Raw genomic sequence first — 12,545 nt, 5'->3', positions numbered from 1 at the left:
CTCCAGTTGCTCGGGTCCTTTTATTAATACTGTCAGGTTTATAACAATGGAGGACTGAATGAATGAATGCTTACTGGAAAAGGGCATTTCCAATCTATTTCATGATACTGCCGGGTCTTCTCTTTTTTATCATTTTCAAATATATTCCGATGTTAGGGATCTCCGTTGCCTTCATGGAATATAGCCCCTTTAAGGGATTTGCAGGAAGCGAGTGGGTAGGACTGCATTATTTTCGCAGATTGTTTGCCGAAGGCGATTTCCTGCTGCTGCTCAAAAATACGCTGCTCCTCAATCTGCTGGATGTCCTGTTCTTTTTTCCGGCTCCTATTCTGGTCGCGCTGTTGTTGAATGAGGTTAGAGCGAAGCGTTTCAAGACGGCTGTCCAAACCATTCTATATGCGCCCAATTTTATTTCCTGGGTCGTGATCGTCGGCATTACCATTGTGTTATTCGCAACCGGCTCCGGAGGTTTCAATCAACTATTGGAGAACTTTGGACTGGATCGCGTTGAATGGATGACGGATCCCCGGTATTTTCGGTGGGTGTGGCTAGTCCAAAATATTTGGCAAGGTGCGGGGTGGGGAGCGATCATTTATCTCGCAGCTTTATCGGGCATCGACCCGACATTGTATGAGGCAGCGATGATGGATGGCGCAAACCGTTGGCGCCAAGTTTGGCATATTACGCTTCCCGGCCTGCAAAGCGTCATTGTCATTATGTTTATTTTACGGTTCGGACATATGTTGGACCTTGGTTTCGAGCATATTTTTCTGCTGCAGAATCCGATGAATCAGGATGTCTCCGAGGTATTCGAGACATTCATATATAAAACGGGTCTGGTCCAAGGGGATTACAGTTATTCGACAGCCGTCGGATTGTTTAAATCCGCAGTCGGCTTGGTGATGGTGCTGCTCGTCAACCGTCTGGCCAAAAAAACGGGGCAGGAGGGAGTGTTTTAAATGCAGCAGCTGAGAGGTCTTGACCTGTTATTCACGATTATTGTCTACAGTTTCCTTTTGCTGGCGGCGGCGATGGCTATTTTCCCTTTGTTTTATGTGCTATCGGTTTCTTTCTCGACGGAATACGAGTATCTAACACGCGGTTTCTTCGTGATACCCAAGCAGTTCACCCTGGATGGTTACTTGTATTTACTCGCGCATCCAGGGTTTATATCCGCCTTCCGCAATGCGGTTATCATTAGCGCTGTGGGAACGGCGCTGAATATCGTGCTGACCTCTCTCATGGCATACGGGTTGTCCAAGCGGTGGCTGAAGTTTCGAAATTCACTGAACTTCATGGTGTTTTTTACGATGCTGTTCTCGGGCGGCATGATACCAACCTATTTGGTCGTCCGATCGCTCCATCTTCTGGACAGCTTTTGGGCCATCTGGTTAAGCACCGCGATTGCACCTTTTAACGTCATTGTGATGAGGAGTTTCTTTCAGTCCATGCCGCTCGAGCTTGAGGAATCGGCCAGAATGGACGGGAGCGGGGAGTGGCGCCTGTTTTTGTCGATGATCGTCCCGTTGTCCATGCCGGTTATTGCTACCTTTACCTTGTTTTATCTTGTAACTAACTGGAATACGTATTTCTCTGCCATCTTATATTTAAATGATGCTAAATTAATGCCGCTGCAGGTATTCTTAAGGCAGATGCTGGTGGAGGATGATCCTACGATATCCAATGCCACCAATGTGTTATATAAATATACGCCTGCTGCCAAAATGGCGGCGATTATTTTGACGGCGTTGCCGCTGCTGGTTATTTATCCGTTTATGCAAAAGCATTTTAATCAAGGAGCCATGCTGGGGTCGATCAAAGGATGATTACCGCTTGTGTGGTCAACAAAATCGGATTATGAGGTGAGCAATAAGATGAATATTAAACCCAAATACGTCGCCCATCGCGGATTGAGTTTGCACGCTCCCGAGAATACCATCCCAGCCTTTGAGTTAGCGGGCAAATCGGGCTTCTGGGGCATTGAATGCGATACCTATTGCACAACGGATGGCCGCTGGATCGTCCATCATGACCGCACCGTCGACCGTATGACGAACGGTACCGGGAGGACGAAGGATTTCTCATATGAGGAGATCCGCAAACTGCATATTGTGGCAGGAAATGGGATCGGGGACTACTCCAGCCTGCACATACCGACGCTTGAGGAAGTGCTGTCCGTCTGTTTGTCCTACGGCATGCATGCCTTTATCGAAATCGAGGAATATCACCAAGAGCGTGATCTGGAGAAGCTAGTTGCGCTTGTCCGCGGTTCCGGCATGCTTGCCCAATGCAGTTTCATATGTTTCAATGCCGATGATCTGTTGAAGGTGCGGGCTATCGACGATAGGGTGCCACTCGGATATTTATCGTCCAAACCGCCAGCCGCTGCAGACCTGGAGCTTATCGGCCGATTGCAGCCTGCCTTTCTGGATTACGACTATCGTTCAACGACTCCCGAGGACGTACGAAACTGCAGAAGGGCCGGAATTGACGTTTCGATGTGGACCGTTAACGAACAGGAAATTTCAAAGCCGTTTGAAGAGGCGGGAGCCGCTTATATTACAACGGACACGATTTTGTGGACATGATGGTTCTATGATATCCTTCCTCACCGAAGAAATGACGAAAGACAAGAATATGCTAAACACCCTCCATTGTCTTTGGAGGGTGTTTCATATTGTAATGTCGCCGCAGCTATGTGGGCTTCGTCGTGCCGCAATTGAAAGAGAAAATAATAAATGGAATAAAGGTTTATTTGTTGAAAAGTCTGGAAGTTGTCTATACAGTTAATGACAAGAAACTGTGTGTGCCTATCTTTGCGCAGCGTCTCGTGAAAATCGGTAGAGCCTAATTGTCTTCCCGCATTCGAGGATCTCTGATGGACGTAAAATGAGCAATTAAGAAGAAATATCGCACTTCATTTTAAGTTAAAATGAGTATAATTCGCGTGAGATAATACATGAAAGGGTGGGACGATGTCAGAAATCGTAGATGACAAGAAAATCCATTGGAAGAGGAACATCATTCTCTTCTTAAGCAGCCAGACACTGTCGTTGTTTGGATCTGCCTTGGTGCAATATGCCATCATGTGGTACATTACGCTGACTACGCAGTCAGGCATCATGATGACGCTGTATATTATTTGCGGATTCATTCCGACGTTTTTGCTGTCGCCGTTTGCTGGCGTTTGGGCGGACCGCTACAACCGTAAATCACTCATTATGATTGCTGATGCTATGATCGCGGTGGTTACGCTGATATTGGCCATTACGTTTATGCTTGGCTACCAAGCGGTTTGGCTGCTGTTTGTCATTTCTGCCGTACGCGCACTCGGGGCAGGCATTCAGACACCAGCGGTCGGAGCGATATTGCCTCAAATCGTGCCGCAAGAGAAGTTAACCAAAGTTAACGGCATCAACGGCAGTCTACAAGCGCTTACCATGTTCGTAGCGCCCATCGTGAGCGCGGCTTTGCTCACCATGGCAACGATCGAGGTGATCTTTTTTATCGACGTCGTTACGGCTGCGATCGCAATTTTCACCTTGTTTGTCTTTCTCAAAATTCCGCTGCACAAAAAGGCTTCCGATACGCAAAGCACAGGCTACCTAGACGACTTTAAGGAGGGCTTGGCGTATATAAAACAGCATGCCTTTTTAAAATCCTTTTTTATCTTCTTCGCTATTTTCTTTGTGCTTATGGCCCCTGCTGCCTTTCTGACTCCGCTGCAGGTTACTCGCAGCTTCGGTGACGATGTATGGCGCTTGACGGCAATCGAGATCGCGTTTTCCGTCGGCATGATGGCAGGAGGAGGGATCATCGCGTCATGGGGCGGCTTCAAAAATAAAGTGTACACGATGGCAATAGCCAGTCTCATCATGGCTGTATCCACTTTTGCGCTCGGCATTGTCCCTGTATTCTGGATTTACTTAGCCATCATGGCCGTGTTCGGAGTAGCGATGCCCATATTTAATACGCCGACCACCGTCATGCTTCAGGAGAAGGTGGACGAAAATTATTTGGGCCGGATATTCGGTGTCTTCGGGATGATCTCGACTTCCATGATGCCCATCGGGATGCTGATATTCGGACCGCTTGCCGACGTGATCAAAATCGAATGGCTGCTGGTCGGTACCGGACTGTTTATGCTCGTGCTTACTGTGTTCTTCGCTCGCAACAAGCGCTTGGTCGAAGCGGGCATGCCGCTTCCGAAAGAACAAGAGGCCGCACTGGATTAATGCTTCAAGCATCGTTAATCACGAAATGAGTACAAGGAGCTAGTGACCTTTTAAGGTTACAGCTCCTTTTTTCATAACACAAGAACATCTAAGTATATGAAGCCGTGGATAACGAGACTTTGATCCATCCGGTATTTTTCCTCATACCAAATGAAAGTAGTTTTCGGCAATATTCACTCTATCGAATCATGTTATATTTTTGGTTGACAGATTTTAACACAAAGAAGAAATAATTGTAACTATGAAAAAAGGAGGGAATCATTCAGGGCGTATTTTATTCGTATGGAATTTCTAAACGTAAGGATTCGGTTGTACCTCGGATATTAACCCTTTAAAGGAGTGTAGTTATGTACGATAAAATCGTAGACATTTTGTGCTCTATCAAGGAAGACCAACCGGAACTCGGCCAAAGCCTGTCCCCCGAAACGGATCTAAACAACGATATAGGCCTCGATTCTCTGCAAATGATCCAGTTTATGCTCAAAGTCGAAGATCAGTTAAACGTGGTTATTGACTATGACCAATTCGATTACGAACACCTCCAGTCGATCGACACATTTATCTCTTTCCTGAAAAGCTGCCAATCGCAGGAGCAGCCCTTGTACGAAGATGTCAAACAATGAACCCGCTGTGATTCCGAAAATCGTGATGGGTACCTTCGATCCCGAAACGCGCTGGAGGGATCCGGCACTGGCCCGGCTGCCCGCGATGCCCGATAAGGACCGACAGTCGATTGTCCTGTGCATGGACGAGCTGCTTTTTCCATTTTGCGGTCCGGACGACGTCCTTTACACTCGTTGCAAAATCGATCCTGCGCTGCATGAATACCTGAACGGGCTGGGTTTATCTTTTCGGACCCGTTATCACTTTGATTTGAACGATGAGAATAAACCTTTACCGAAATCGGACGATTTCAAGCGGTGCATGTTCAGCCTTGCAGCCGAACAAGCCCAAAATCTTATACCGGCAAAGAGAACGCTGCAGACTGCCGCTGCCGGTTATTCTAAGGGTGTGGTCTTGCCGGAATCGATCCCTTCCATATATGCCGCTGGCGGTTTGCGGCAAGGACAATCACCGGATGAGGCTTTGTTCTCTCCAACGCCGCACAGATTCTATCGCCGTACGCTATTACGGCAGAAACGGAAGCTTACCTTCATGCTGCCGAGCCGTTTAATTCATTACCGGACACGGTGACGGTTATACGTGTGAACTCCAAGATATACTCGAGCAGGCTCCTGGCTAGAATCGGCGAGAAAAGCTACGGCATGGAGGCAAACAGCGCTGCAGAAATAGAGGTGATTGGAACTGCCCTTCTGAAACGAGGGCCATATCTGCTGAAAGACCCTTTCGGTGTTTCGGGCAAGGGCAACCTGCTCATCGACAGTGAAGCCATGCAGCGAAGGATCGCGGAACACCTGCATAAACAGGAGGGGAGCGGGTTACGGGTTCAATTCCTGCTGGAGCCCCTGCTGCCGAAGGTGACCGACTTCAGTTCTCACTGGTTTATTCGGGAGAACGGAAAGACGGAGTTCATCTCCGTACAGCGGATGATGAATCACCGGCAAAACTACAGCGGGTCTATCAAAGCCGATGAAGCTTTTACCGGCATGCTTGAGAACGCCGGTTATTTCACCGTAATGGAGAAGTCGCTCCGGGTTCTGGTCGAGGACGGCTATCACGGGTTCGTCTGCTTCGACTCCATGATACTGGAGGACGGAGAGGTCGTATCCATTGTGGAGATCAATGCCCGGAAGTCCATGGGACTGATTAACGCCTATCTCGATAAATGGTCGGAACCATGCGGCCATACCGGCTGGCTTACGTTTTTCTCTCTCGGTCTTCCTGAAGGCTTCACATTCGGGAAACTCCTGCAAGCTTTACGCGAATCCGGTCTTTTGTTGACAACACCCGGGGATTACGGGATCGTACCGCTATCGTCCAATACCGTCATGGTGAACGAGATTCTGACCCGGCGCCGTATCGTCGAAGGAGCACAGAACAAACGAGGCATGCCGAAAGGGCGGCTGTATATATCCGTGATTGGCCGTGACGACAGACACCGCAGCCAACTGGTCGAGAGCCTGCGGCAGGTGCTCGCCGACTTGTCCGTTAAAGTGTATAACTAAATCTGGAACTTGGAGACTGCCCATGAATTCATCTTCGGTTACCTTGCTGGCGTCCGGGAATTCTCTCGGCGCATACATTCCGGCTATGCATCTGCACACGTACCTGCAACGCAGAGGTGTCGGAACAGACGTTCAAGTTCTGGAAAATTTGTATCACGAAGAGTTCAGGCAGAGAATACGTTCCACCAAAAAAGCATTCCACGCGGATTTCTCCGTTGCCCGTATGGGCCATAAGCTGGCCAAGCCCGTTGACTCTTCTCTGGATGAAGAAGCGGTCCAGAGGCTGGTGGACGGCTGGAAACGGGCCGGTGTCACCCGCTTTGCAGTCTTTACCGGCTTCTGGCTGCCGATTCTGGAGCGTTATAAGGAAGCTGCGGGCATCCCCCTGGACATCCGACTGATTCGGTTGGATGCGATTGATACACCGTCTTATAAGGTGCACAAGCAATTATACCTAAGCTACGACAACGTCTGGTTCTACGGTTCTTCAAAGCTGTCGCCGGGCAGTTACCTTGCTTCGGACGAAGAAAAACCTCTGCCTTATGCGCAGCGTACAGGACGCATTCTGATCCATGGCGGTGGCTGGGGGATCGGGACCTATGCCGAAACGGTCTCAGAACTTCAAAAGCTCGGCCACAGCCTTGATGTGATCGTATATGATCCCTCCGAGGTGAAAGAGGATGACGGGCTTACGCGCTTCTTCGGAACGGATGCCTCCTGGGATCCGTGGAGCAAGGATGCACAGGGGTGTCACACGTTTCCGCCGATGATCCGTTATGTCCGGCAAGACGGTGTTCTCCGGGAGTTTCCGCTCGGGGATTACTCCGCTTACACGGACCTGATGCGTAATTGCGCTGCAATCATCAGCAAACCGGGAGGAGCGACTCTAAACGACTCGCTGGCATTCGGAATCCCTTTTGTTATGCTGGAACCGTTCGGCGACCATGAGCTTCACAATTCAGCCTATTGGGAATTCCGTGGTTTCGGTATCCGGTTTGCGGAGTGGAAAGCCCGGGATTTTTCAAAACCTATGCTGCAGGAGATTTGCAGACGTTTGCTGGAGCAGCGATCAACAATCAACCATTATGGGAGGAACACCTATGCAGCCGAAAACAGCAGTTACGTTTGATAAACTGACATTCCGTAATATGAAAAGAACCCTGGTGCCGCTAGCGGAAACGGGAAGGAAGCTCAAGGAGGATCCGACATATGCTGCCCCCGTGCCTTATGAGATCGGGATCAAGCTTAATAACGGCTGCAACCTGCGTTGCAAGCACTGTTTTGAATGGAATCCGGAAGGCTTCCATCACGGCTTTACCAAAGAAGTAAAGAACGATGAAATCGAGATCCCCGTCGTTGAGAAGCTGCTGGCCGAAACGAGAGAACGCAAATCGCGCGTATTCCTGTGGGGCGGAGAGCCGCTGTTCTACTCCAAGTTTGATGAACTGGCGGAGCTGCTGGCCAAAGAAGACCGGTACACAACCATTTGTACGAACGCGATCCTCATTGAAAAGAAGCTGGATTCCATCCTGAAAATGTCAGAAAATCTGGTCATGCTGGTGAGTCTGGAAGGCTTCGAGAAAGAGAATGACGCGATAAGAGGCAAAGGGACGTTCAAGAAAGTGATCCACGCCATAGAGCTGCTGCTGGATTTACAAAAGCAGGGCCTGTACAAAGGCAAAGTGTCCGTAGCTCTGACGGTAAATGACCAGATGGTCGGCCAGCTGTACAGCTTTATGGAATTCTTCGAAGAGATGGGCGTAGATTCGGTATATTTCTGCTTCCCTTGGTACATCCCTTCCGGGACGGCGGAGAAAATGGACGCCTACTTCGATGCTCATTTCCCGCACCTTGCCTCCCGCTTCGCGGACGACCACAAGAACAGCTGGCACTCCTTCACGTTCCATATCTCGCCGGACCATTTCGATACGCTGATCGAAGAGCTGAAACGTGTCAATTCGCGTGTATGGAATGTACGGATACGCTATCAACCGGCGCTGGAGCCCGAAGAGGTGGAAGGGTTTATCTGGGGAAGCGAGAAACCGGCCATGAACCGGACGAAGTGCTTCTCGATCTCGAACCGGATGGACGTAATGCCGGACGGCAAAGTGAATCCGTGCAAGTTTTTCCCGGAATTCAGCGTCGGCAATCTGTATGAAGATAGCGTAGCGGATATTTTCCATGGCGAAGATCTTCGGAAACAGCGTGAGGTTCTGGCCTGCGGTTTGATGCCGATTTGCTCGAAATGCGTACTGCTTTATAACAATGGAGTTTAAGCGTTTAAACTTTATGCCGTTCAATCAGGCAAATCAGGCAAACGTATGGGAGGATCGGAGATGGATTTTATCCGCGTGCGCGAGCTGCACAAATCGTTTGTGTATTACCGAAAACAAGCCGGGCTCAAACATTCATTAAAAAATTTGTTTGCCCGCAAGTCACTGGTGAAGGAAGCGGTTAAATCCGTTTCCTTCGATATCGGTCCCGGCGAATGCGTCGGATTTCTCGGGCCCAATGGGGCGGGCAAGACCACGACGCTCAAAATGTTATCGGGCATTCTATATCCCACGAGCGGGGAAGCCGATGTACTCGGCTATGTGCCATGGGAGCGAAAGAACGAGTTCAAACGGCTGTTCTCCATTGTGATGGGTCAGAAAAACCAGCTTTGGTGGGACCTTCCCGCCAGCGAGTCGATTTATTTGAACAAGTGTATTTATGACGTGGACGATGATCTCTACCGCCGGAGTCTTGCCGAGCTATCGGAAATGCTCGATGTGCAGGACCTTCTGGATGTGCAGGTGCGCCGTCTGTCCCTGGGAGAGCGGATGAAAATGGAGCTTATCGCCGCTCTGATTCACCGGCCTAAGCTGCTTTATCTCGATGAGCCGACGATCGGCCTAGATTTCCCTTCCCAGAAGAAGGTCAGGGAGTTTCTGAAATACTACAACGAACAATTCGGTGCGTCGATCCTGCTGACGAGCCACTACATGAAGGATGTGGAGGACCTGTGCAAGCGGACGATCATCATTAATGAAGGCAGTATTCTGTATGACGGTGATCTTCATAAAATCAACGATCTTTTTGGCGAGAACAAAATGATTAGACTGCATTTCTCCGAACCCGTTGCCGAGCAGCGGTTGGCTAAATTCGGGAAAATCGTCAGCGCAGACGACTACAACGCTGTTTTGGAGCTGCCAAAGTACCGGTTGAAGGAAGTGTCGCGTGCCGTGCTCGATTCGTTTCCGATCGTTGACTGGACGATCGAGGACGTGGCGATCGAGGAGAGCATTTCGATGCTCTACCGCAAGGAATCCGTCGGATGAACAGACGCAAATTGTATAAGGCTGTGTTTTCAATGGGCGTCCAGCATTCCATGGAATACCGTTTTCACTTTTTTCTTGGTCTTGTGGGGGCCGCGTTTCCGATTCTTGTCCAGTATTTTATCTGGACGGCGGTGTACCAGCATTCCGGTCAGGCTGCGTTGTTCTCGTATTCGTACGGTCAAATTATTTTGTATACGATCTTGGCGGGATTGGTGTCCAAGCTGATCGCGACTCAGTTCGAGCACCAGATTGCCGACGATATTAAAAACGGTGGTCTTAACAAGTATTTGATCAAACCGGTCAGCTATTTCGGATATCGGCTGGTGTCTTTTTTCGGTCAGAAGGCGATCTACTACGGGATTACGGCTTTGCTGCTCGTCGGAATTATTGGGTTCGCTTCTGCGGGTGGTGTGCTGGAGCTCCAGGCCATACGCCTGATCTTGTTCGCGGTCACGCTGTCGGGGGCGCTTTTGCTCGACTTTCTGATCGCCTACTGCATCTGCGCGAGCGCCTTTTATCTGCATGAGATCTCGTTTTTTTTTGTCATTACAAGTCTGCTCGTCAATATTTTGAGCGGAGGGATGTTTCCGCTCGAGATTTTTGGGGAGTCGGTTGTGAAGGCACTTCAGTACACGCCATTCCCATATACGATTTATTTTCCGGTCAATATCCTCAGTGGCAAAGCGGAAACATCGACTATGTACCAAGGACTGCTTATCCAGTGTGGGTGGATTCTGCTGTTCTTCTGGTTATCCCGGCTGAAGTGGCGCGTTTCCATGAAGAAATACTCGGCGGTAGGGGGGTAGCGGACGTTGCGTATGCTTAAAATCACGAGGAAATACATGCGTCTGTACGGCATATTCATCAAAAATTGTCTCGTCGCCCAAATGGAGTTTCGGGGCAATTTTATGATGAGCCTGCTGGTCGAATCTGTCTACCTGCTTGCCAAGCTGCTATATGTGCTGGTCGTATTCCGCACCGATCTTCATGTTGATGGCATACCGCCCGAAGGGCTGCTTCTATTTATAGGCATGCACACGGTGGTGACCGGAATTTACGTCGGTCTGTTTTTTACAAATTTCATGAAAATTCCGGAATATGTTAGAGACGGCTCGCTTGATTTAATGCTGACGATGCCGGTATCCCTTCAGTTCATGGCATCCTTGCGTTACGTCGATTTGGCGCTGCCGATCCCTGATATTCTGGTTGGGTTCGTCATGATCGGCATCGGCTGGCATGCGATGGATATTCCGCTGACTGTCCTGCAGCTCGCGGGGTTTGCCCTGCTGCTGCTCGTCTCTGTTGTCATCACTTACTGCCTGATGATTATCCCGGCGCTGCAGTCTTTCTGGTTCGTTCAGACGGGCTCTGTGTCGGAGATCGCGCATTCCGTTTGGGACGCCAACAATTTCCCTATGGCTATTTACCCGGCCTGGGTCCGGCGGATCGGGACCTTTGTTATTCCTCTATTTCTCATTACCAATTTCGGACCGATGTTTCTGCTTGGGCAGATTAACTGGCTCCATGCAGGCTTGGCGCTGGCCGCTTCGCTTCTGCTCTTCGCAGCTGTACGGCTGCTCTGGAAACAAGCCGTGAAAGGTTACAGCAGCGCGAGCAGCTAAGCCGGCAGTTTGGTGGGGCGAAATAAGCTGAGCTTGCATCCTCGAGAGAAGGAAGTAGATGTGTCGGGTTAAATCGTCGGAATACTGCTATCACGATTCCGGATCACTTGTTAGAAAGGGGGAGAATCAGATGAACGCGTTTCAGCTGCCGGTGGTGAATCCGCCTCTTAAAGGATTTTTGCGGTGGGCCTACACACTTTCCATCACCAGCATCCATGAAGAAACGAAGCCTTGGTTTTACAGCAATTTTATCCAGCTGTTCTGCAAAAAAAACTTTCTGGAGGACGGCAGGCAGTACTACTTTGATTTTTTTCGGGGCAAGCCCAACGAACTGAATTTCAACACCCCGTTTCTTCTCACCTGCTCGGTTAATTATACGATTCTGGAGAGTTTGGCATTGGACGTTTGGCCGAAGTTTTTCGCGGATCAGATCCGAAACGGCTATTATTGCGTTGTGTTTTTGGATGAAGCCAGGTTATCGCCTGCGGCCTCCTATCAGAAAGAGCCGTTCCCGCATCATCTTTTTCTATATGGTTACGATTGGGACGAAAGAATTTTCTATGTGTCGATGTTCGATCGTACGGGAGTATACCGCAATTTGCAGATCCCGTTCCGGGAGTTTCAGGACGCTGTTCAGTCCATGAGGCATCTTCTAAAGGAGAAGCTCACGGCCGATCATCATACTTACTTTTATAAATACGAGCCGCATTCTCCATATCCGTTTGATAAAACGGCCGCAATTGACCAGCTGCGCGATTATCTAAACGGAGAGACCCATTTAAATCGGATCAATTACAATTCGGATAACGAAGGAAGCTTTCGGAATCAAGGTATACGACTATTTGCGACTGTACTATGATGCCGTAGAGGGCAACGATTCCCGGCTCGGTGGCCGTAACGATGTAAGGCATCTTCATGTGCTCTGGGAACACAAAAAAATGATGAGCGAGCGGATCGGATACTTGGTGGACGAGGGGATCATCCCGTATGACGAAGAGCTGGTGGCTGGCTACAAGGATATCAGCAAAAGGGCGATGAAGCTGAGAGATCAGTACATTCGTCATGAAATTCGCGAAGACAACGAAATGTTTGAACGGCTGAGGCTCCGGTTCGATGAATTCCAAAAGGAAGAGCCTGTTCTCCTGCAAAAACTGATTACACTGCTTGATGGCTGAAAGATTCTCTGGTAAGAACCTGCGGAACCTGATGCGATACATACAAGAAAGAAGTTCAGGTATTCAG

General features: G+C 49.4%; 14 protein-coding genes. All 14 read left to right on the top strand.

Going from position 1 to position 12,545, the window contains the following annotated elements; genetic code table 11:
• The first annotated feature begins 62 nt into the window (after positions 1-62).
• The 14 genes from ACQKPA_RS22415 to ACQKPA_RS22350 all read left to right on the top strand — a co-directional run bounded on the left by ACQKPA_RS22415 (position 63) and on the right by ACQKPA_RS22350 (position 12,478).
• A complete protein-coding gene (locus tag ACQKPA_RS22415) occupies positions 63-959 on the top strand; it encodes an ABC transporter permease (RefSeq protein ID WP_427494717.1) in 897 nt (298 codons plus the stop codon).
• Positions 960-1,826, top strand: a complete 867-nt coding sequence (locus ACQKPA_RS22410) for a carbohydrate ABC transporter permease (RefSeq protein WP_427494716.1) — start codon at positions 960-962, stop codon at positions 1,824-1,826.
• A 48-nt stretch (positions 1,827-1,874) separates the two neighbouring features.
• Positions 1,875-2,588, top strand: a complete 714-nt coding sequence (locus tag ACQKPA_RS22405) for a glycerophosphodiester phosphodiesterase (protein WP_427494715.1) — start codon at positions 1,875-1,877, stop codon at positions 2,586-2,588.
• 387 nt (positions 2,589-2,975) lie between these two features.
• Positions 2,976-4,235, top strand: a complete 1,260-nt coding sequence (locus ACQKPA_RS22400) for an MFS transporter (RefSeq protein ID WP_427494714.1) — start codon at positions 2,976-2,978, stop codon at positions 4,233-4,235.
• Between the two features lie 347 nt (positions 4,236-4,582).
• Positions 4,583-4,858 carry an acyl carrier protein gene (locus ACQKPA_RS22395; protein ID WP_427494713.1) on the top strand — a complete coding sequence of 92 codons (276 nt, stop codon included), beginning with the start codon at positions 4,583-4,585 and terminating at the stop codon, positions 4,856-4,858.
• Positions 4,845-5,429, top strand: a complete 585-nt coding sequence (locus tag ACQKPA_RS22390; RefSeq protein WP_427494712.1) for a hypothetical protein — start codon at positions 4,845-4,847, stop codon at positions 5,427-5,429. Before ACQKPA_RS22395 ends, ACQKPA_RS22390 begins: the two co-directional genes overlap by 14 nt.
• 11 nt (positions 5,430-5,440) lie before the next feature.
• The gene (locus ACQKPA_RS22385) at positions 5,441-6,361 is read left to right on the top strand and encodes a hypothetical protein (protein ID WP_427494711.1); all 921 of its coding nucleotides are present in this window, start codon (positions 5,441-5,443) and stop codon (positions 6,359-6,361) included.
• 22 nt (positions 6,362-6,383) lie between these two features.
• Entirely contained in the window at positions 6,384-7,490 is a 1,107-nt protein-coding gene (locus ACQKPA_RS22380; RefSeq protein ID WP_427494710.1) for a hypothetical protein, read from the top strand.
• Positions 7,462-8,637 (top strand): radical SAM protein, encoded by a 1,176-nt coding sequence (locus tag ACQKPA_RS22375; RefSeq protein WP_427494709.1) that lies wholly within the window; start codon positions 7,462-7,464, stop codon positions 8,635-8,637. The genes ACQKPA_RS22380 and ACQKPA_RS22375 overlap by 29 nt, the downstream gene beginning before the upstream one ends.
• A 60-nt stretch (positions 8,638-8,697) precedes the next feature.
• A complete protein-coding gene (locus tag ACQKPA_RS22370; RefSeq protein ID WP_427494708.1) occupies positions 8,698-9,681 on the top strand; it encodes an ABC transporter ATP-binding protein in 984 nt (327 codons plus the stop codon).
• Complete coding sequence (locus ACQKPA_RS22365; RefSeq protein ID WP_427494707.1) at positions 9,678-10,487, top strand: ABC transporter permease; 810 nt, start codon at positions 9,678-9,680, stop codon at positions 10,485-10,487. The genes ACQKPA_RS22370 and ACQKPA_RS22365 overlap by 4 nt, the downstream gene beginning before the upstream one ends.
• Positions 10,488-10,499: 12 nt before the next feature.
• Complete coding sequence (locus ACQKPA_RS22360) at positions 10,500-11,303, top strand: ABC transporter permease (protein ID WP_427494799.1); 804 nt, start codon at positions 10,500-10,502, stop codon at positions 11,301-11,303.
• Positions 11,304-11,433: 130 nt separating this feature from the next.
• Positions 11,434-12,162, top strand: coding sequence for a hypothetical protein (locus ACQKPA_RS22355; protein WP_427494706.1), 729 nt, complete (start codon positions 11,434-11,436; stop codon positions 12,160-12,162).
• Positions 12,146-12,478, top strand: coding sequence for a hypothetical protein (locus ACQKPA_RS22350; protein ID WP_427494705.1), 333 nt, complete (start codon positions 12,146-12,148; stop codon positions 12,476-12,478). The genes ACQKPA_RS22355 and ACQKPA_RS22350 overlap by 17 nt, the downstream gene beginning before the upstream one ends.
• The last annotated feature ends 67 nt before the right edge of the window (positions 12,479-12,545 follow it).

Origin of the sequence: Paenibacillus sp. NPDC093718, from assembly GCF_050279985.1 — a bacterium.
Lineage (GTDB): Bacteria > Bacillota > Bacilli > Paenibacillales > Paenibacillaceae > Paenibacillus_AQ.
This window is presented reverse-complemented; position numbering and strand designations above follow the sequence as displayed.

Excerpts from the sequence above, each read along its gene's own strand:
- ACQKPA_RS22415 (WP_427494717.1), top strand. The coding sequence starts at position 63 with ATGAATGCTTACTGGAAAAGGGCATTTCCAATCTATTTCATGATACTG.
- ACQKPA_RS22410 (WP_427494716.1), top strand. The coding sequence starts at position 960 with ATGCAGCAGCTGAGAGGTCTTGACCTGTTATTCACGATTATTGTCTAC.
- ACQKPA_RS22405 (WP_427494715.1), top strand. The coding sequence starts at position 1,875 with ATGAATATTAAACCCAAATACGTCGCCCATCGCGGATTGAGTTTGCAC.
- ACQKPA_RS22400 (WP_427494714.1), top strand. The coding sequence starts at position 2,976 with ATGTCAGAAATCGTAGATGACAAGAAAATCCATTGGAAGAGGAACATC.
- ACQKPA_RS22395 (WP_427494713.1), top strand. The coding sequence starts at position 4,583 with ATGTACGATAAAATCGTAGACATTTTGTGCTCTATCAAGGAAGACCAA.
- ACQKPA_RS22390 (WP_427494712.1), top strand. The coding sequence starts at position 4,845 with ATGTCAAACAATGAACCCGCTGTGATTCCGAAAATCGTGATGGGTACC.
- ACQKPA_RS22380 (WP_427494710.1), top strand. The coding sequence starts at position 6,384 with ATGAATTCATCTTCGGTTACCTTGCTGGCGTCCGGGAATTCTCTCGGC.
- ACQKPA_RS22375 (WP_427494709.1), top strand. The coding sequence starts at position 7,462 with ATGCAGCCGAAAACAGCAGTTACGTTTGATAAACTGACATTCCGTAAT.
- ACQKPA_RS22370 (WP_427494708.1), top strand. The coding sequence starts at position 8,698 with ATGGATTTTATCCGCGTGCGCGAGCTGCACAAATCGTTTGTGTATTAC.
- ACQKPA_RS22365 (WP_427494707.1), top strand. The coding sequence starts at position 9,678 with ATGAACAGACGCAAATTGTATAAGGCTGTGTTTTCAATGGGCGTCCAG.
- ACQKPA_RS22360 (WP_427494799.1), top strand. The coding sequence starts at position 10,500 with ATGCTTAAAATCACGAGGAAATACATGCGTCTGTACGGCATATTCATC.
- ACQKPA_RS22355 (WP_427494706.1), top strand. The coding sequence starts at position 11,434 with ATGAACGCGTTTCAGCTGCCGGTGGTGAATCCGCCTCTTAAAGGATTT.